17 protein-coding genes are annotated in these 18,875 nt (G+C 37.2%); 4 read left to right on the forward strand and 13 right to left on the reverse strand.

The genetic code is table 11. From position 1 onward, the window contains the following. Positions 1-3 precede the first annotated feature (3 nt). The 4 genes from prfB to ACLHG9_RS03830 all read right to left on the reverse strand — a co-directional run bounded on the left by prfB (position 4) and on the right by ACLHG9_RS03830 (position 3,976). A protein-coding gene (gene prfB, locus ACLHG9_RS03815) for a peptide chain release factor 2 (RefSeq protein WP_410220198.1) occupies positions 4-1,078 on the reverse strand; the annotation gives its coding sequence in 2 pieces (ribosomal slippage) (positions 4-1,017 and positions 1,019-1,078; 1,074 coding nt in all). A gap of 66 nt (positions 1,079-1,144) precedes the next feature. Continuing rightward, positions 1,145-2,347, reverse strand: a complete 1,203-nt coding sequence (locus tag ACLHG9_RS03820) for a PepSY-associated TM helix domain-containing protein (protein WP_410220199.1) — start codon at positions 2,345-2,347, stop codon at positions 1,145-1,147. A gap of 32 nt (positions 2,348-2,379) precedes the next feature. Then, entirely contained in the window at positions 2,380-3,000 is a 621-nt protein-coding gene (locus ACLHG9_RS03825; RefSeq protein WP_410220200.1) for a hypothetical protein, read from the reverse strand. 70 nt (positions 3,001-3,070) lie between these two features. Further along, complete coding sequence (locus tag ACLHG9_RS03830) at positions 3,071-3,976, reverse strand: helix-turn-helix domain-containing protein (protein ID WP_410220201.1); 906 nt, start codon at positions 3,974-3,976, stop codon at positions 3,071-3,073. Positions 3,977-4,059: 83 nt separating this feature from the next. On the opposite strand from ACLHG9_RS03830, the gene ACLHG9_RS03835 reads away from it, so the two are divergent. Beyond that, positions 4,060-6,531 carry a TonB-dependent siderophore receptor gene (locus ACLHG9_RS03835; protein ID WP_410220202.1) on the forward strand — a complete coding sequence of 824 codons (2,472 nt, stop codon included), beginning with the start codon at positions 4,060-4,062 and terminating at the stop codon, positions 6,529-6,531. A 77-nt stretch (positions 6,532-6,608) separates the two neighbouring features. On the opposite strand, the gene ACLHG9_RS03840 is transcribed toward ACLHG9_RS03835, so the two are convergent. After that, positions 6,609-7,106: a hypothetical protein gene (locus ACLHG9_RS03840; RefSeq protein ID WP_410220203.1), complete on the reverse strand. Its 498-nt coding sequence runs from the start codon at positions 7,104-7,106 to the stop codon at positions 6,609-6,611. 123 nt (positions 7,107-7,229) lie between these two features. On the opposite strand from ACLHG9_RS03840, the gene pgi reads away from it, so the two are divergent. Both pgi and ACLHG9_RS03850 read left to right on the forward strand, forming a co-directional pair. After that, positions 7,230-8,885, forward strand: a complete 1,656-nt coding sequence (gene pgi, locus ACLHG9_RS03845; protein ID WP_410220204.1) for a glucose-6-phosphate isomerase — start codon at positions 7,230-7,232, stop codon at positions 8,883-8,885. 91 nt (positions 8,886-8,976) lie between these two features. Then, positions 8,977-9,510, forward strand: a complete 534-nt coding sequence (locus tag ACLHG9_RS03850) for a DUF4251 domain-containing protein (protein ID WP_410220205.1) — start codon at positions 8,977-8,979, stop codon at positions 9,508-9,510. A gap of 5 nt (positions 9,511-9,515) precedes the next feature. On the opposite strand, the gene ACLHG9_RS03855 is transcribed toward ACLHG9_RS03850, so the two are convergent. From ACLHG9_RS03855 to ACLHG9_RS03870, 4 genes are read right to left on the reverse strand one after another with little or no spacing between them, the layout of a single operon-like run. Continuing rightward, entirely contained in the window at positions 9,516-10,580 is a 1,065-nt protein-coding gene (locus tag ACLHG9_RS03855; protein ID WP_410220206.1) for a glutaminyl-peptide cyclotransferase, read from the reverse strand. After that, a complete protein-coding gene (locus ACLHG9_RS03860) occupies positions 10,561-10,923 on the reverse strand; it encodes a YraN family protein (protein WP_410220207.1) in 363 nt (120 codons plus the stop codon). The genes ACLHG9_RS03855 and ACLHG9_RS03860 overlap by 20 nt, the downstream gene beginning before the upstream one ends. 1 nt (position 10,924) lies before the next feature. Continuing rightward, on the reverse strand, positions 10,925-12,856 hold the full coding sequence (gene dnaG, locus ACLHG9_RS03865) for a DNA primase (protein ID WP_410220208.1): 1,932 nt from the start codon (positions 12,854-12,856) through the stop codon (positions 10,925-10,927). Between the two features lie 46 nt (positions 12,857-12,902). Next, positions 12,903-13,505: an SGNH/GDSL hydrolase family protein gene (locus ACLHG9_RS03870; protein ID WP_410220209.1), complete on the reverse strand. Its 603-nt coding sequence runs from the start codon at positions 13,503-13,505 to the stop codon at positions 12,903-12,905. Positions 13,506-13,608: 103 nt separating this feature from the next. Between ACLHG9_RS03870 and ACLHG9_RS03875 the strand changes: the two genes are divergently transcribed. After that, entirely contained in the window at positions 13,609-14,088 is a 480-nt protein-coding gene (locus ACLHG9_RS03875) for a hypothetical protein (protein ID WP_410220210.1), read from the forward strand. A gap of 192 nt (positions 14,089-14,280) precedes the next feature. Here the strand turns inward: ACLHG9_RS03875 and ACLHG9_RS03880 are convergent, their stop codons facing one another. From ACLHG9_RS03880 to ACLHG9_RS03895, 4 genes are all read right to left on the reverse strand, one after another. Further along, entirely contained in the window at positions 14,281-15,831 is a 1,551-nt protein-coding gene (locus tag ACLHG9_RS03880; RefSeq protein WP_410220211.1) for a serine hydrolase, read from the reverse strand. Between the two features lie 326 nt (positions 15,832-16,157). Then, positions 16,158-17,105, reverse strand: a complete 948-nt coding sequence (locus tag ACLHG9_RS03885) for a hypothetical protein (RefSeq protein ID WP_410220212.1) — start codon at positions 17,103-17,105, stop codon at positions 16,158-16,160. A gap of 28 nt (positions 17,106-17,133) precedes the next feature. Beyond that, positions 17,134-18,318, reverse strand: coding sequence for a M20 family metallopeptidase (locus tag ACLHG9_RS03890; RefSeq protein ID WP_410220400.1), 1,185 nt, complete (start codon positions 18,316-18,318; stop codon positions 17,134-17,136). After that, the gene (locus tag ACLHG9_RS03895) at positions 18,318-18,755 is read right to left on the reverse strand and encodes an SPOR domain-containing protein (protein ID WP_410220213.1); all 438 of its coding nucleotides are present in this window, start codon (positions 18,753-18,755) and stop codon (positions 18,318-18,320) included. The genes ACLHG9_RS03890 and ACLHG9_RS03895 overlap by 1 nt, the downstream gene beginning before the upstream one ends. Between the last annotated feature and the right edge of the window lie 120 nt (positions 18,756-18,875).

Below are 18,875 nucleotides of genomic sequence, written 5' to 3' on the forward strand. Positions count from 1 at the left end.
CCGTTAAAATTCCATCAAGTATGCTTTGAGAAATTCGTTTATTTCACCGTTCAGTACAGCATCAGGATTAGAGGTTTGATAATTGGTTCTATGGTCTTTTACCCTTCTGTCATCAAGAACATAACTCCTGATCTGAGAACCCCATTCTATTTTTTTCTTGCTACCTTCTATAGCGGCAGTAGCTTCCATACGTTTACGCATTTCTATTTCATACAATTGAGATTTCAATAAGCGTATTGCATTTTCTTTATTCTGTAATTGTGATCGCGATTCCTGATTTTTAATAATGATGCCTGAAGGTTTATGGTACAAACGAACGGCTGTTTCTACTTTGTTTACATTTTGACCACCGGCACCACCCGACCTAAAGGTTTCAAATTCAATATCTGAAGGATTTACTTCTATTTCTATGGTATCATCAACCAAAGGATAAACATAAACTGAAGCAAAAGAGGTATGACGACGGGCGTTTGAATCAAAAGGTGAAATACGTACCAAACGATGCACACCGTTTTCGCCCTTTAAATAACCATAAGCAAATTCCCCGCTAATTTCTAAAGTAACTGTTTTAACACCGGCCACATCTCCTTCCTGATAGTCTTGCTCTGAAACTTTATACCCGTTTTTTTCTGCCCACATAATATACATGCGCATGAGCATACTTGCCCAATCGCAACTTTCGGTACCTCCGGCACCTGCAGTAATTTGCAAAACAGCATTTAACTGATCTTCTTTACTGTTCAGCATATTTTTAAGCTCGAGCTCTTCGATAACGGTTAAAGCAATTTTATACTGTTCTTCAACTTCTTCTTCAGAAGCATCTCCACTCTGCATAAAATCATATAAAACAGCCGTATCTTCTAAAGCATTATTTGCTTCGGCGTATCCGGTGGTCCATTTTTTCTTAACGGCAATTTCAGCTAATATTTGCTCGGCACGTTTAGGATTATCCCAGAAATTGGGATCAAGTGTTATTTTTTCTTCTTCGCTAATCTGATAAAGTAATTCATCAACGTCAAAGATGCCTCCTCAGAGAAGCCAGTCTATCTCTTAAATCTTGTAACTGTTCTTTAGTCATAGCTACAAATATAAGTCAATATGGCAATTTTTGCGTATTTAGTTGAAATGATGTCTATTAAGGCTATTATACTACTTTTTTATACCAGATGATAAAACCTGTGAGTGGAAGCGAACAACCAATAAGACATACGATAAAGTAAAAAATAATGCCTTTCAAACCAAAAATCTCACCAGTATGTAAAGGCTTAGCCAGCTCGGTAAATTGTTTGTTCAGAGGTTTTTGTTTAAAAAGATGTAAGGTTTTAAAGTTGCCTTCTTTGTCAAAAGACATTTCATCTGGCAATAAAGCGCCAAGCCAGTTTTGACTATTGTTCTTCTGCACCACATACCTTGGATTTTGATCGTCGGGCAATTGCAATGAAAGTGTTCCTTCATATGGAAGTCTTTCTTGCGTAAGATCTATAATTTGATCCAAAGATACAGGTGTTACATCTTTTAAAGTATAGATCTCATTTTGCCGGTCTAACATATCTTTTAGAATGTTATTAAAAGCCGTTTCATCTGCTTTACTTACCGAACCAGCTGCATTACTGATAGACTGGCCTCCCAGACTTACAATTAAGCTGTTTTTTACCCATGGATAAGTAACATACAAGCCGGTTAAGGCTATAAATAACAAAAATATTGTACTATAAAAACCCAATGTATTGTGTAAATCATAATTAACGCGGTAAAACCTGGCTTTCCATTTTACAGTTAATGCCTGTTTAAGTTGTTTCAACTTTTTAGGGCACCATAATACCAGGCCCGAAAACAGTAAAAAAACAAACATCAATACCGCAGCCCCCACTATTTGCCTACCTGCATCGCCAAGCAACAGGTTTCTATGTAATTCCAGAACGGTTTCAAAGAAAGTGTTAAAACTATGATTTGCAGTGCCAAGCTCTTTGCCATTATAAGGATGAATATAAATCGTACGGACCTGGGCTTTGTTGACAGTACTGCTGTAAGCAACGATATAACTTCTCTCTCTACTTTCGGGAATAATCACAGACTTCAAGATTTTGTTTTCCATCTTAAAACGGGCATTGATTTTATCGAGAGAAATTTTAGGAGTTCCGGTTTCTGTTTTCACAAAAACCTTGTCTCGGTTATATAGATCAAAAAACTGATTTTTGAAAGCATAGATGCAGCCGCTAAGGCATACCAGCATCAGTACAATACCCGATAACAGCCCCAGCCATAAATGCAAAATGCCCATTGTGTATTTAAAGAATGATTCGTTTTTGCGTTTACGCCGTAATAATGACCTGAACAATTTCTTCATTTCTAATTTTACTCAATGGGCACTGATTAATTTTATTTTTTATCCTCAAACGGCGGTTCCACCGCTTTTACAATTTCCTGGTATTTGGCAAACTGTTCATCATTAAAAACTTTTTTTAGTGCTTCTTTACGCTGATCGTCATATTTAAACCAGTATTCTCTTGCCAATCCATTGTTGCCATGATAAACATCATGCGCATCTGAGAAAGATTTTTCAAAAGCATTGTTTACAGCTTCCAAAGTTTGATACTGTTGGTCATTTAAAGCCAGTTCGGTTTTCAATTGTGCTAATAGTTCATCTGTATAACGAGGTCTTTTTCGTGAATTTTTATCTACGTAGGTATTGAATTTGATTAGATCTTCGTGACTTAAGAAAGCCGACATTTCTTTGCTTTGCTGTTTGCGCAATGCTTCGAGCTTGGTTAAAAATCCTATCCTGTCAAACTGAGCGCCTTCTCCTCCGCTTGCGGTTCTGGCCTCTGCCGATAATTTTTTATACTTTTCAGCAATTTCATCAAATTGTTTTGATTGTTCAGCCGTTAAAGTGAGTTCACTTTTAATCTTGTTGTAGTCAAGACCTTTGCCCTGTTTCTTTTCTTTACACGAAACCATTAACACAGTTCCGACCAATAATGTAAATAATATTTTCTTCATGGTTGTATCTTTTAGTGGCAGCAAATATATATTTATTATTTTTAATTATTCTAAATAAAAATAACATGTTTTAGAATACAGTTAAACTTCTGCGTACTTTATGTGGATTAATACCATAATAAGATTTATAAGCTGTTGAGAAATGCGTGGCATATTTAAAGCCTACTTGATTAGCTATTTCTGCCAAGCTGCAATCAGAATTGTGCAACATTTCCTTAGCCTTATTCATTCTCAGTTTAAAAAAATAACTGATTACTGACGTGCCGTAAATCTGCTTAAAATAAACTTTTAAATAAGTTGGATTACTGTTTACACATTGCGCCAGCTCTTTTAGGGTAAAAGGATGGGCCAGGTTATTTTCCAGCAATAACCTTACTTCTTCCATTTTTTCTGCTATACCGCTTTGTTTTGGCTCTTGATCATTTAGTTTAAACTGAATTTCGTTAAAAAGATGATAAACAAATTCCTCGCTCTTTAAATACAGGAGCTTTTCTTTAAAACAGACATTGCTCTGGTAATAGTTTATAAAATCTGTGAGGATGAACTTAGTTTGTTTTGAAAGTTGTTTTATTAAACCATTAAAAGAAAACTGACGTTCTAAGCCTTGACTTACCTTAAAAATTTCTCTGTTCAGCTTAATCACAAGTACAGCTACATGATCATAAGATGTTTTGATTTGTATTTCAGAAGGTTTTCCTACACAATAAGCTTCCAGAAAACTTAATCTTTCTTGCCTTTCTGTATCATTAAACAACAGGGAAACACGGCCTACAGCTAGATTAATGATAAAGCAGCATTCTTCTTCAGTTACATCAATAGTATCATCAATCCGGTAATTTGCATGCAATACTTCATAATTGACCCATAAATCTGTACTGTAAGCCCTCTTCTGTTTTGTTTTGTTTTTAACCAGATCTATATGCATTCCTATCTCTTTTAGCAAAAAAGACCGATTACGTAATTTTTTCGTCTGCATACGTTATCGGTGCTCCATGTAAACGTTATACTTTTGTCGCAAATCTAGTCTTATTTTTATTTAATCTAAACAAAAATAACATCATGTTTAAAAAGTTACTGTTTATATTTTCTGTAATGTGCGCTCTAACTGCATCTGCGCAACAGCAATCCAATATCGAAGGTTTAGTTAAGGATCTTGATGGAAAACCTGTAGCAGGTGCAACAGTTAATTTAGCGCATCTTAATATGGCTACTTCAACCAATGCCCAGGGTGAGTTTAGCTTAAATGGAGTAAACTATGGGCGCCAAACCCTAATTGTATCAAGCATTGGCTTTATTACCGAACAGGTTATAGTGAATGTTAACGCCAATACCAGAAAGGTGCTTGTAAACCTTCGCTCTAAAGAATCTGACCTCAACTCGGTAGAAGTTTTTGGCAAAAGAAATGCCCAGCCCAAAGGTTTAGAATCGATTACACGCTTACCTTTAAAACCTTCAGATCAGATACAGAGTATTTCTGTAATCTCTAATAAGGTAATTGAAGAGCAGGGTGCATTAACCCTTACAGATGCGGTACGCAATATTCCGGGCGTTACACTTTTTGGTAGCTATGGTGGTGTAAAAGAATCAATGTCAACACGTGGTTTTCGTGGTGTTCCTGTGCTTAAAAATGGGGTACGTATGGATTCGCAATTTCAAACCGCTTCGGGCGTGGTAGATATGCAAGGGGTTGAATCTATACAGATGATCAAAGGTTCTGCCGCTATTACACAGGGTGTGATCACAGATTTAGGTAATGCCGGCGGTGTAATTAATGTGGTTACCAAAACCCCTGATTTTATCAATGCAGGTCAGGTAGGTATACGGGCCGGGAGCTGGGGACAATTCCGTCCTACTTTTGACGTACAATCTAACCTAAATACCGATAATAGCGTAGCTATCCGTTTAAATGGGGCTTATGAGCGTTCAGATAGTTACCGTAAAGGTTTAAGCAGCAACCGGGTATATTTTAACCCTTCATTAGCTTGGAGAGCTTCTGAAAAGACACTAATCACTATTGAGGGTGATTATTTTAATGAAGACCGTACACCGGTTACTTCGGCTGTTAATCTTAATCCATCTCAAGGTGTTAACGCACTTTATGTATTACCTAATGATAAATTCTTAGGTTTCAATTCTGATAATACCAACACCAAAATGAGTAGCTTTATGGCGAGGGTAGACCATCAGTTAGATAAGAATTTTAAATTGCGTGCCGCCTTTGCAACTTCTAACTACATGGTAGATAATCTTTCTACCTCTGTTTCTCTTGTGAGCAAATACACGGATTATGATATGTTTTCGAGATCCATGTCGAGAAGTGCCAGAAAAGATAAAAACACTACTTTACAGTTAGACCTAATCGGACAGCAATTATATACCGGAGAAATTAAGCACACTTTACAAACGGGTATAGATTACCGTATAGCAGATGCCAATACTACCAGTTATACAGGTACTTTAAAAGCTCTTGCAACTGGTGTAACGCTAGCCAATACTACTGTTATAGATACGATCAATGTATTTGGAAATTATACCAATGATCTTAAGTCTGTAATATATAAAGATAAATCAGATAGAGTAGGAACGGGTAAAAGCATAGGTTTTGTAGCTCAAAATCCGATAGTAGCCAATTACAATACTTTTGGGGCCATGTTTCAGGATGTTATAGAATTCAACAAATACCTGAAAGCGGTTATAGGCTTAAGATATTCACAGATCATTACACCTGATTATACTTCAAACGGACAGAAAACAGGTTCTGCATGGAACCCCAGCGCAGGTGTAATCATAACCCCTAAAGAAAACTTTAATGTTTTTGCTTCTTATACCAACTCTACCAGTTTACGTTCTGAAGCCAATTTAATGAGCAATGGCGAAAAAATCGGTCCTTCTGCTACACAACAGTTTGAAGGTGGGATTAAATCAGACTGGCTCAATAACCGCCTAAGATTTAACCTTACCTATTTCCATATTTATACCTCAAACTTATCTAATACAGAATACGTACCGGGAACCAACCAAACTACCGGCTATTATTTCAAAGCGGGCGATCTTGTACGCGACGGCATAGAAGCAGAACTGAATGGACGTGTATTAGAAAATTTAACGGTAATGTTGGGTTATGCTTATTTAGATGCCCGTTATAAAAATTCACCTTCTTATGTAAATGGATCAGCTCCAATGAATGCTCCAAACCATACCGGAAATGCATGGGTACAATATGTATTCAATGAAGGTAGTTTAAAAAACCTAAGCTTAAGTGCTGGTTTTTATTATGTGGGCAAACGCCCGGTAAACGAATATAGTTTAACACCAGACGGACATGGTAATTACGGCGGTACAGCGCCTTTTGATATGCCTGCGTATTCTACTTTAAATGCTCAATTAGGGTATAAAATGAAGCGTTTTGATATTAAGCTGTTCTTAAACAATTTAACCGATGAGGTAGGGCTTAATTCTTATTTCAGGGGTGGATACATCAATCAGATCGATCCAAGAAACTATGCTGCAGCGCTTTCGTATAGGTTTTAGTTAATGTGTTAATAGAGAAGAAGACTGCCTGAATGGTAATTATTATTGGTTACCGTTCTAAAGGCAGTCTTTCTTTTTTAAAAAATATCTTTCAGCTTGTCCATCAAACCACCGCTCTGCTGTTCACCAGAATTATCGTCTTTCTTACCAAACATTCCCAATACATCATTCATATCAAACTTTCCGTCTGCCCCTCCGGCTACTTTGCCCAATATATCCTGAAAATTAAAGCCTCCGCCATTTGAACCGGCAGCACCACCAAAAAATTTAGATACGATCATAGGAATTAAAGAAGCGCCTATATTCTTTGCCGTATCACTATTAATACCCAATGCGCCTAATTTATCTGTAAAATTTGACGTAGCATTCTGTACTACTGAACTTGCTCCTCCCTGACTAAACGACTGTATCATTTCTGAAATATTACCTCCGCTTAACTGATCTTTCAAACTATCGATAATTGAACCCGAAGCCGCTTTAATTACTGCTTCATTTTTTTCATCAGGTACAGCACTATTGTTAACTACCAGTTCCTGAGCATTATCTCTAACCAATTGTTCCAGATTTTCAAACATACTTTTAATTAATTTAAAAAATTAAACCCTTATTTTAATTATACCAAATAATAAACCAATAGTGCTTTATAATTGTTTGTAAGATGGTAAATTGTATTTTTGTTTAAAGCAAACCAAAGTCTTATGCTACCTAAAGTTAATTTTACCAAAACCCAGGCTTATAAGTATCTGACCAGTCATTTTCTGACCTTAACGCATCACCATACCATCAAAAGTCTTTTTGAGAATGACCCAGATAGATTCAGTAAATTTTCAATCACATTTGAAGATATTTTATTTGATTATTCTAAAAATCTGATCAATGCTGAGACTATAGCTTTGCTTGTACAACTTGCTCGTGAGTGCAAATTAGATGCGGCGATAAAAGCCATGTATAAAGGAGAAAAAATTAACGAAACAGAAAACAGATCTGTATTGCATATTGCTTTAAGAAATGTGTCCAATACCCCAATATATGTTGATGGTAAAGATGTAATGCCTGAAGTAAATGCGGTACTGGCAAAAATGGAAAAGTTTTGCCATTCAATCATTTCAGGAACCTGGAAAGGTTACACCGGTAAAGCAATTACCGATATAGTAAACATTGGCATAGGTGGATCTGACCTAGGGCCTGTAATGGTTACAGAGGCTTTGAAACATTATAAAAATCACTTAAACGTACATTTTATTTCTAATGTAGATGGCACCCAATTGGTTGAAACCCTAAAAGGTTTAGACCCTGAAACAACTTTATTTCTTGTAGCCAGTAAAACGTTTACCACCCAGGAAACCATGACCAATGCCCATAGTGCACGCAGTTGGTTCCTAGAAAACGGAGCAAAAGAAACCGATATTGCTAAACATTTTGCAGCATTAAGTACCAATGAAGAAGCTGTTTCTACTTTTGGTATCGATATTGAAAACATGTTTGAATTCTGGGATTGGGTTGGTGGACGTTATTCTTTATGGAGTGCCATAGGTTTATCTATTGCCTTAAGCATTGGCTTTGATCATTTTAAACAGTTACTGGCAGGTGCCCACGCCACAGATCAACATTTTAAAGCAACAGCTTTTGAAGAAAATATTCCTGTTTTGATGGCTCTTTGCGGCATTTGGTATATCAATTTCTTTAATGCCGAAACGCATGCCATATTACCTTACGATCAATATCTGCATCGTTTTGCTGCCTATTTTCAACAGGGAGATATGGAAAGTAACGGTAAACATGTTGACCGTAATGGCGGGCTTGTTCATTATGAAACCGGCCCGGTAATTTGGGGAGAACCTGGCACCAATGGGCAACATGCTTTTTACCAGCTTATACATCAAGGTACCCGTATCATTCCTGCCGATTTTATTGCTCCAGCACAGACCTTAAATCCTGTGGGCGATCATCATCGCATTTTACTATCTAACTTTTTTGCACAGACAGAGGCCTTAATGAATGGCAAAAGTGAGAAAGAAGTACGCAAGGAACTTAAAAAAACCGGACATACAGACGAAGAAATAGAGCATTTGGTTCCTTTTAAAGTTTTTGAAGGAAACCGACCGACCAACTCTATCTTATTAAAGAGAATTACGCCTTATAGCTTAGGAAGCCTGATTGCTTTATACGAACACAAAATATTTGTACAGGGCATTATTTGGAACATTTTTAGTTTTGACCAATGGGGTGTGGAATTAGGCAAGCAACTGGCGCAGAAAATACAACCTGAGCTATTGGGTAATAAGGAAGTAAAATCACATGACAGTTCTACCAATGGCCTTATTAACCAGTACAAGGCCTGGCGAAAAGCATAATGAGCTGAGCAGATTATGGATTTTACACTAAAACAGCATCTTAATGAAACAAAATCCTTAGTTTGAACGTATTATAGTTAAAAGATTTATCATGAAACCGCTCAAGTTTTTATTTATTATCTTGATAAGCATTTTTACTACTGCTAAATCCTTTGCCCAAAAGCCGGACGAGGCTATGATTGCCAAATTAGCTGAATCTAAGAATTTTATTTTTGTGGCAGACAATGCTACCCCTTCTAACTCAACAGAACTGAATCGTATTATGAGCAGAATAGGTAACGGGATGGCAACTGGTTCCATTAATCTAAACGGACAGGGTTATACTCTTAAAATTGCTCCAGATAGTATAATTGCATACCTGCCTTATTATGGTCGCTCTTATAACGCTCCAATGGGGCAAAATGAAGGTGGCGTAAAGTTTAAATCAAAAGACTTTAAATATAAAAGCAAAAAGAACAAAAAGGGCTCATGGGACATCGAGATAAACGTTAATGATGTAAATGAGAATTACCGCATGAGCTTAAACATTGGTAAAACCGGTTATGCTTCTTTATCTTTAAGCAGTAATAACAAGCAAAATATCATCTATAACGGCTATATAAGAGAAAACACAGGTAAAGATTAAAGACTTTAATTCATTATTTTTATCTGATATAATGAGGGCCATTTCTTTCCAGTTACATACAATGTCTGGGTAGCTGGATCATAAGCGATACCATTAAGTACATTGTTGTTCCTGTCATCTTCTGTTTTAAAGTAGTTTTTAGGCACAAGATCTTTTAAGTCCAGATATGCTTCTACAATTCCTGTTAAGGGGTCAATTACTATGATTTTAGTACTGGTATAAACATTGGCATAAATTTTACCGTTGATATATTCCAACTCGTTAAGCTCATTTACAGGCCCTGCATTGTCATAAACTTCTATATAACCCTGTTCTTTATAATTTTGTACATTTAATCGCCATATTTTATTAGAACCATCGCTTTTAAGCAGGTCTTTACCATCAAAAGTAAGCCCCCAACCTTCTTTACTTGCCTGATAAGGAAATGTACCTTTTTGTTTTAAACTTTCAGCATCATAAATCAATCCCACATTTTCCTGCCATGTAAGCACAATAATTTCATTCCCTACTTTAACAGAACCTTCCCCAAAATAGCTGGTATCAAGACTGGCTTCTTTAATCGCTTTTCCGGTTTGTATGTTTACATATTTAAGTTTGGAAAATCCTTTTCTGCCCGTACTCTCTATCAGATAACCATTATCAAAGCTTAGCCCCTGTGTATAATCATCAGTATTATGCGGAAATTTATTCAGAACTTTATAATCCAGTTTTTTAGGTTGCATAGCAGAAGTAATCACTACATTGGTTGCAATGGTATCCCTCGTGTTTTTTGTTTTAACAATGGCATTGATTAATCTGAAACCTAATTTCATCTGATGGGTTTTTATAGTTAACGTATCAGACCCCGATAGGGTTTCATGATATAAATTTCCATCCACAAAATAGCTTATGGTATCTGCTGTTAAATTTTTGGGCAGATCTAGTTTTACTTTAATATCTGTGCCTGATTTAATGTTTTGGCCCTGATAAGGTGAGCTAAAACCTATGTATTTTGAAGTACCTGCATTACAGGCACAAACCAGGAATAAACCCAAGCATGAACTGATTAAATTAGTACGGCCAAAATGCATCTTCAATATGATTTAAGCTTGCTTTACCCGAATGATCAAATACCACCGAAATGATATCGAACCGGATTTCACCATTATGTCCCATAATTTCGAGGTAAGCCTGAGCTGCATTTTCTAATAGCCTTTCTTTAGCTTTTGTTACAAAATCTTCGGGCATACCAAAATCAAGATTGGTACGGGTTTTAACTTCTGCAAAAACAATAGTTTTGTTAAGATAGGCAATAATATCTATTTCTGCTTTCTCAAAACTCCAGTTGGTATCTAATATTTCATAACCCTTTTGTAGTAAAAGTTCTGCAGCAAGTTGCTCACCCTGTTTACCTGTATGATTATGAACAGCCATGTTATTTTACAATTACAGAGCCTAAAAAACGCGAGATGTCTCGCTCTACATTCTTAATATAAGCATACCTTGTCATCAGGATTTCCTGATTTGCCGGATCTTTTTCTTCTTTGATCTCCTTTAGCAGATCCATTAGCATTTTATCTACTTTTCGTTTTTTAAGATGATATAATCCTCCCAAAACCGTACTTTTTAAGTGATCGCTTTCACTGCGCACCAAAATTTGATGACGGTTGTACCAATTATCGCTCAACGTGTAAGGAGAAGTAGATAAAGTAATGGCCAAATCGGCAATTTCACGATCACTGGTTTTCAGAAACTGATTTGCAGTAGGCAAGCTTCCACTCTCTATTTCTGTTTTGTAATGCGTGATGATCTTATTGCAGGTGGCGTCTTCAAAATTTACATCGCTCAGGTTCTGAATAATAAAAGAACCCACGTACATGTTGTCTATGCCGTCCCAGCTTACCAGCTCATGTCCGTAAGCCAGTAACAACCGTACAATTTCCTGTTCTTGTATAACATCTGATGCAACCTGTGCAGTTTCTTTAATTTCATCATCTGCAAACAGATCATCAGGTGGCAGGTCTGGATGAGCAGGAGCTTTAGGCGCATACGCCTTTTTTTGCTTAGTCGCTTTAATGGTATTGAGTTCGCTCAATAAAATGCGTTCTTCTATAGCCAATAAGTGACTGCACTCACGTATAAAAACCGAAGCTTTGATGTTATCGGGTATTTTTGCAATGCTTTCTACAATATCCCTGATAATTTCTGCACGTTTTATCGGGTCGTTCCCTGCTTCGGCCAATAAGATATTAGCCTTGTATAGAATAAAATCCTGACGGTTGTTTTCTATATAGTGCTTAAACTCAGAAGCACCCACATGATGCATGTATGAATCGGGGTCGTGCCCATCGGGAAAAGAAACCACTTTTACATTTAGTCCTTCTTCCAGGATCATATCCAGACCACGCAAAGATGCTTTTACTCCCGCAGCATCTCCGTCATATAGAATGGTGATATTCTGCGTAAAACGGCTTATTAATTTAATCTGTTCTATGGTAAGAGATGTTCCGGATGAAGCCACCACATTTTCTACACCCGCCTGATGAACCGAAAGCACATCGGCATAACCTTCTACCAGGTAACAGTTATCTAAATCTCTGGTTGCTTTTTTTGCATGGTATAAACCATAAAGCACATTAGATTTATGGTAGATATCACTTTCAGGCGAGTTTACATATTTAGGAACATTCTTATCTGTTTTTAAGGTACGCCCACCAAAACCAATGATCCTGCCCGTAAAATTATGAATAGGAAACATTACCCGTCCTCTAAACCTGTCGTATAATTTGCCTTTATCATTTCTTATGGACAATCCTGTTTTTTCAAGAAAGGTTTCGGCATGTTGCTGGTTAATGGCTTCCTGTGTAAGTGCATCCCATACATCTGGCGAGTAGCCCAGGTTGAACTTTCGGATAATATCTTCTCTAAAACCTCTTTCTTTAAAATAGCTTAAGCCAATGGCTCTTCCATCTTCGCTTTCCCAGAGTTGTTTTTCAAAATAATTTGCGGCGAACTGTGATACCACATACAGGCTTTCTCTTGCGTTTTGCGCCTCTATGTTTTCTTTGGTTTCTACCGTTTCTTCTACTTCTATATTGTACTTATTGGCCAGGTATTTCAGTGCCTCAGGATATGAATACTTTTCATGGTCCATTATGAAACGTACCGAATCTCCTCCTTTACCACAGCCAAAACATTTATAAATGCCTTTGCTTACAGAAACGTGAAATGAAGGTGTTTTTTCGCCATGAAACGGACAGTTACCAATTAAACTGGTACCTCGTTTTTTTAAATGCACGAAATCGCCAACCACCTCTTCTATTCGGGCGGTTTCCATTATCTTATCTATGGTTTCGCGATTGATCATTTGGATTACAAAGATATGTAGAAAATAAAAGAAGCTGGCAGGAATGCTACTCCTTTTTATAAGGATTGAGAATAAAAGGTAAAATCATTTCTGCTACCAAAGTATTGCCCTCGGTATTCAGGTGCACGCCATCGGTTGTTAGTACACCCGCATTTATTAATTCGGGATTGTGTTCTTGTTCAAATTTCAGAAAAGCTCTTCTTAAATCACACAGATGAAGCTGATTTCGTTTTGCCAGGTCACGTATGGCATCCGCATATTGATCCAGTTCCTCATTTACCTCCTGTGCTTCTTTCAGATTTTCGCCGATAACCGAGGGTGTACATAAAATTATTTCGCTTTCTGCCTGTTTTATTTTATCAATAATGGCCTGATAAAATTTAATGAACTTATAATAGTCGGTACCTGTGCCTGAACTTTGTTTATGCCAAACATCATTAACACCAATATAAATGAAGACGAGATCAGGTTTTTTGGAAATAACGTCTGCTTCGAGGCGCAGAAACAGATCATAAACTTTATTGCCATTTATGCCCGCTCCTATCAATTCAAACGTATGGGTAGCCAATTTGTTTTTAAGCAGGCTAATATATCCTGTTTTACTTACACCCTGCTGAGTAATAGAATCGCCAAAAAAGATTATACGCATTTTAGGAGTTTAACGATCAAATTTTAACCAAGATAATGAACTTGGTTTTTTATTAAGATTGGTAATAATATTTTTATCTTTAACTACAATTTAAACTTCATCAATGAAACTGCCATTTAAATCGTTTTTTGCGTTGGTATTTGTCTTATATTTTTCATTACCGGTTCTTGCTCAGAAAAAAGTTGTTTTCATTACTAAAGCTTATCTGAACAATCATGAGATCATAAAAGGCAAACTTTCTAATATTAACGATACAGCCCTTTTTATTACAGATAGACAAGGTATGGTTAAACACGCCTTGTTTAAAGATCTGACAATGATTAAAGTATTAAAACGTCATAACGATTTAGGTTATGGCTTAATAACGGGCGCTTTAGCCGTAGGTACCGTAGCTTTGGCACAAACAACAGATGATGGTGGTAAAGCAGCATTAATAGGGGTTGGTGGAACCATAGCTGTGGTAGGTTTAGGTGTTGCCTTACATAATGTATTTCATCCTGCGGTTTTTAAGGCTGATGCTAAAAAAGAAGCGCTTACTTTTGCCAATACAGAAAATAAGCTTAGTCCTTATATAATCAAATAAAGGTCGAAACTGCTAAAATTCTATCTGAAATATACGTCGTGCTGAATTTATTTCATCTGCAGCGAGCTCGATTCCACTCGTTTACTACGTAGTTTTCCGCTTCATTACAGACAGCGTCTGTTAAAAAAGACCCTGAAACAAGTTCAGGGTGACACCTATGAGAATTTTGAGCAGTTTCTCCCCTATCTCATATTATTTCTTTAATTGGAAATCCAGATCTTGGAAATCAAAACTAAAATCGGTTAGAGGTGAGATAGCCGCTATTTTAAAGCCGTTTGCCTTACCTTCGTTGTTGAGCGTAAAATTCACGTAAGCATCCGCATCCAGACTTCTGTCATACCATTTAACGATAAAAGTATTGCCTTTATAATAAGTCATATCTCCTCTTAACTTAGGTGAATTTTTGGCCTGAAAATGCATCTTGCCATTAAGGTTGGTGATCATCACATCTCCAAACCAGGTATCTGTATAAGTTCCCAGATAGCCGCTAAAATCTGTTTTGGTCCCACTTTTCTGGGTTGCGGCAATATCTGCCCAAACTTTATCTGTAATTTCTTTAGCTTCTTTCTCGTTTTTTAAACGGTTATCATTATACGCCTTAATACGATCCATACCCTTAATACCCAAATAGCCATCGCGTATTGAACTGGTAATGGCGTTAAACGCTGCGCCAGATTGCTGGTTGGTCAGTACAATGATTCCTAATTTTAGCTCAGGGATAATCGTTACCTGTGTTACAATGCCTGATAATCCGCCGGTATGCGTTGCCTGAAACTTGCCATTATATGAACTTAAGAACCAGCCTAAACCATAGCTGCTAAAAGCAGCCGGATTACCTCCGGCTATAAGGGTTTGTGGGGTCCAGAGTTCGCGTGCAACAGCAGGGCTAAATAAAGTTTTCTCTAAATTATCTCCATATTTTCCGCCATTGATCATGCAATTTACCCATTTGCTCATATCAACCACGTTAGAATAAACCCCTCCTGCCGCATTGGCAATTTCACCAAAACTTAAACCTACAGCCAACAATTTTCCTTCATAAGGTGCATGCCCGTCTATTACATTAGATTTATCTTTTAACCTGTACCATGAAGCCGCGGTTTTACTCATATTCAAAGGCTTAAATATTCTATTTTCAAGAAATTCATCATAGCTCATACCCGATACCCTTGCAACAACCTCACCTGCTACGATATACAATAAATTATCATAATCGTACTTGGTTCTGAAAGATGAAACTGGTTTCAAATAACGTAAGTTATGAATAAGCTGACTTTTGGTTACGGTTGAAGAATCAGGCCAGATCATTAAATCGCCTGCTCCTAAGCCTAGGCCGCTTCTGTGTGTAAGCAAATCTCTTATGGTAAACTCTGCGGTTACATACGGATCATGCATCTTAAATTCAGGTATCACATCGGTAACCTTGGTATCCCAAGTAATTTTCTTTTCATCAACCAGCATACCTAAAAGTGCCGCCGTCATGGCTTTTGTATTTGATGCAACACCGAAAAGTGTATTTTCATCCGTTTTAAGATTCGTTTTAATTGAACGTACGCCATAACCTTTGGCATGGATGAGTTTACCATCTTTAAGTACGGCCACAGAAATACCGGGAACATCAAATGTAGTAAGTGTTTTTTCTACTACACTGTCTATCTGTTTGCTGCTCAACACCTGTGCATAAGAATTAAAGGCAAAAGCCAGACCCAATGCGACTGTTAAAAGTGATTTTATAGTTTTCATTATTTACAGGATCTTTTATTAATGATAAGGCATGCGTTTTCTCTCAGGTTTATCCTGCTAACAACATGGTCTTAATTAAGATCTGAAAACTAAATTACAAAAGAAATGGGAAAAGCCTTATTTAATGTTATTTTAAGTTAGGTGGCAAAAAAGTCCGAAGACCGATGTAGAAAGTTCAAAGAAATGGAACAAGCAAGTGGGGAAAGAGCTCGAAACGAGTTCAGGATGATGACAGCATTAGCGCACAGCGGCGCATTAACGTCATGCTCCAAGTAGTAGCTGCGAAGCAAATCGAGCTCACCAAAGGTAATTTAGTTCAGTATCTTCTATTTAGATTTAGCGAGTTTGTAGTCTTTATGTACAATCAGGAAACTCGCCCGTTCTTCTTTTTTGAAAGGATAATCCCAGTTACCTTGATAAGTTATTTTGGTGGGCAGTTTTTCTTCTCCGAAATAACTCATTTCTATGTTCATCTGCACATCAAAGTTAAAAAGCATATTGCTGTATTTCATATCTACATAACGGCCCAGTATTTCAAAGTTACGCTTGTCAAAAATGGTAACCAGTTCTTTGATCATTAACCCGTCTTTGGTCCAATTGTTCAGATCGGGTTTAACGGCTACTTTAAAACGATATACGGGAATAGAATCTAAATAAGTACCGCTATAGAATGTATAATCATAATACTGCCGCATATTTGCCGTAAAAATCTGTGTTTTGCTACCTATAAAAGGTACGCCCTTTATAGGTCGACCCGGATTAAAGATCAGGGTTTTTAGTTTGTCTTTATAGCTTTCATTACTGCCACCTTTACCATTGCTTTTTGGCGCATTGGGCACAAAATCGGTGTTATAGGCATTCATAAAAATGTAATCGAACATTTCTACTGTATATAACTGGTATTTGCCATTTTTCTTATAAAGGTTTCCCCAGTCTTCTTTAGCCAGGTATTCCATTTTATAAGGCCCGTCATTGTTATGCCTGATTTTACGGTAAATGCGACCATCTACCTTATTCTTTTTATCGTAAGTATAAATCCTATTTTCGGCAATAAAAGTGTATTTTTTCATATTGCGGAAAGCCTGATAAAAGCTGGTATCATTAATAATGGCATCTATAAACGTTTCTATATTCAAACGCTTTGCCTTGATGTTCACAACTGAATCGAGCGTAATGGTTTTTATCGTATCTGGATTAAAACGGGGTATCTGCTGAGCAGAGGCGTATTGTAAGTGAAAGAACAGAACAAATATAAAAACGGTTATTTTTTTCATATGCTTACTTTATACAAATATGGTGCCTTTAATTACCCATTTGTTTTAATGCCATATAAGCCATTAGCCCAGTTGATATTTTAAAGGCGTCTTCATCAATGTCAAAGTTTGGCGTATGTACTGAGTTTAATGTATTCTTTTGCGCGTTACCAGTGCCAAGCCTGTAAAAGCAGGCATTGGTTTCCTGCGAGTAAAAAGCAAAATCTTCGGCTGCCATCCAGATATCCAAGTCAACTACGTTGTCTTTCCCCAAATAATCCTGTGCAAACACTTTTGCATTATTGGTCAGTTTTTCTTCATTGATCAAAAAAGGGTATCCTTTGTGGATATCGAAATCGCAATGTGCGCCCATGCTTTCGGCGATCCCTTCAGCCATTTTTTTCATGATCTGATGAGCTTCTTTGCGCCATTCCTCATTCAGCGTTCTAAAAGTACCTTCTAATTTTACCTCATTAGGGATGATATTTGTAGCCCCATTAGCTGTTATTTTTCCAAAAGATAAAACAGATGGCAAACGCGGATCTGAACGACGGCTTACTATTTGTTGCAAGGCTACGATAAGATGAGAAGTGATCAAAACCGGGTCGATATTTAAATGCGGTTGCGCACCATGCCCGCCTTTGCCGGTAACCGTTACATACAGTTCATCGGTTGATGCCATGTAAATACCCGATCTGAAACCCACCTTACCTGTTTCGATAAAAGGCATTACATGTTGCCCCATTATACCCTGTGGTTTAGGATTTTCAAGCACACCTTCTTTAATCATGATACTGGCTCCGCCCGGGAGCAATTCTTCGGCAGGTTGGAAAATCAGTTTAACCGTACCGCCAAACTCTTCTTTTAACTGGTTCAGGATATAAGCTGTACCTAATAAGGAAGAAGTATGCACATCGTGCCCGCAGGCATGCATTACGCCATCTACTTTTGATTTATAGGGTTTATCATTGGTTTCATGAATAGGTAGCGCATCCATATCTGCACGTAAAGCAATTACCTGGTCTGAAGGCTTAGTACCTTTGATCAAGCCTACAACTCCTGTTTTAGCCATTTCTGTAAACGGAATACCCCAAGCTGTAAGTTTTTCCTTCACAAATTGAGAAGTTTCAAACTCCTGAAAAGAAAGTTCCGGATTTGCGTGTAAATGATGCCTGTAAGCAACCACTTCTTCAAAAATGGTATGGGCTAATTGCTGTACTTTTTCTTTCATAATTAATTATCGCTGCCATCTAACGCAGGGGCATTTATTTTTTCCCTGAAAATAAAAAGGGTTGGATAAATGCTTTTGAGCTCGTTAAGAAACTGCTGGGCTTCAAGACGTGTCCTGAAATCGCCCACCCGTAAAAAATAATTAGGCTCTTTGTAAGTAATATAGGTATTTAGTTTGGGATATTCGGTTTTAAATTTTGCCTGTTCTCCAAAAGCCTGTCTCCGGTCTGATCCGTAAAAAATCTGCACCCTATAACCCATGGATGAAACAATGGTAGGACTTGCTGGATTAGCGGTTGTTGGCCTGGCTTTGTTCAGTTCAATGCGTTTGGCAATCAGGCTGTCTATCAAAGGATCTTTCACTACAATAACTTCTCCTTTGCTTTGGGCAGAAACCTGATAGCTTACAAAAACAAGAAGTATGGTTAAAAGCTTATTCATCTGATTTTAAGATTGCTTTGTACTTATGTAAAAGGCATTAATTTTTTTACAAAATTCGGCATAATAGATGGGCTAAACAAATTAATTAATGCGCTTCTCACACAACCTCCGTTAATTACA

The organism is Pedobacter sp. (assembly GCF_046462515.1).
In the GTDB taxonomy this organism is placed as follows: Bacteria; Bacteroidota; Bacteroidia; order Sphingobacteriales; family Sphingobacteriaceae; genus Pedobacter.

Coding starts and splice junctions, on each gene's coding strand:
- ACLHG9_RS03830 (WP_410220201.1), bottom strand. CDS start 3,976: ATGCAGACGAAAAAATTACGTAATCGGTCTTTTTTGCTAAAAGAGATA.
- ACLHG9_RS03840 (WP_410220203.1), bottom strand. CDS start 7,106: ATGTTTGAAAATCTGGAACAATTGGTTAGAGATAATGCTCAGGAACTG.
- ACLHG9_RS03880 (WP_410220211.1), bottom strand. CDS start 15,831: ATGAAAACTATAAAATCACTTTTAACAGTCGCATTGGGTCTGGCTTTT.
- ACLHG9_RS03875 (WP_410220210.1), top strand. CDS start 13,609: ATGAAACTGCCATTTAAATCGTTTTTTGCGTTGGTATTTGTCTTATAT.
- dnaG (WP_410220208.1), bottom strand. CDS start 12,856: ATGATCAATCGCGAAACCATAGATAAGATAATGGAAACCGCCCGAATA.
- ACLHG9_RS03825 (WP_410220200.1), bottom strand. CDS start 3,000: ATGAAGAAAATATTATTTACATTATTGGTCGGAACTGTGTTAATGGTT.
- ACLHG9_RS03855 (WP_410220206.1), bottom strand. CDS start 10,580: ATGCATTTTGGCCGTACTAATTTAATCAGTTCATGCTTGGGTTTATTC.
- ACLHG9_RS03820 (WP_410220199.1), bottom strand. CDS start 2,347: ATGAAGAAATTGTTCAGGTCATTATTACGGCGTAAACGCAAAAACGAA.
- ACLHG9_RS03860 (WP_410220207.1), bottom strand. CDS start 10,923: ATGGCTGTTCATAATCATACAGGTAAACAGGGTGAGCAACTTGCTGCA.
- ACLHG9_RS03895 (WP_410220213.1), bottom strand. CDS start 18,755: ATGAATAAGCTTTTAACCATACTTCTTGTTTTTGTAAGCTATCAGGTT.
- ACLHG9_RS03870 (WP_410220209.1), bottom strand. CDS start 13,505: ATGCGTATAATCTTTTTTGGCGATTCTATTACTCAGCAGGGTGTAAGT.
- pgi (WP_410220204.1), top strand. CDS start 7,230: ATGCTACCTAAAGTTAATTTTACCAAAACCCAGGCTTATAAGTATCTG.
- ACLHG9_RS03850 (WP_410220205.1), top strand. CDS start 8,977: ATGAAACCGCTCAAGTTTTTATTTATTATCTTGATAAGCATTTTTACT.
- ACLHG9_RS03885 (WP_410220212.1), bottom strand. CDS start 17,105: ATGAAAAAAATAACCGTTTTTATATTTGTTCTGTTCTTTCACTTACAA.
- ACLHG9_RS03835 (WP_410220202.1), top strand. CDS start 4,060: ATGTTTAAAAAGTTACTGTTTATATTTTCTGTAATGTGCGCTCTAACT.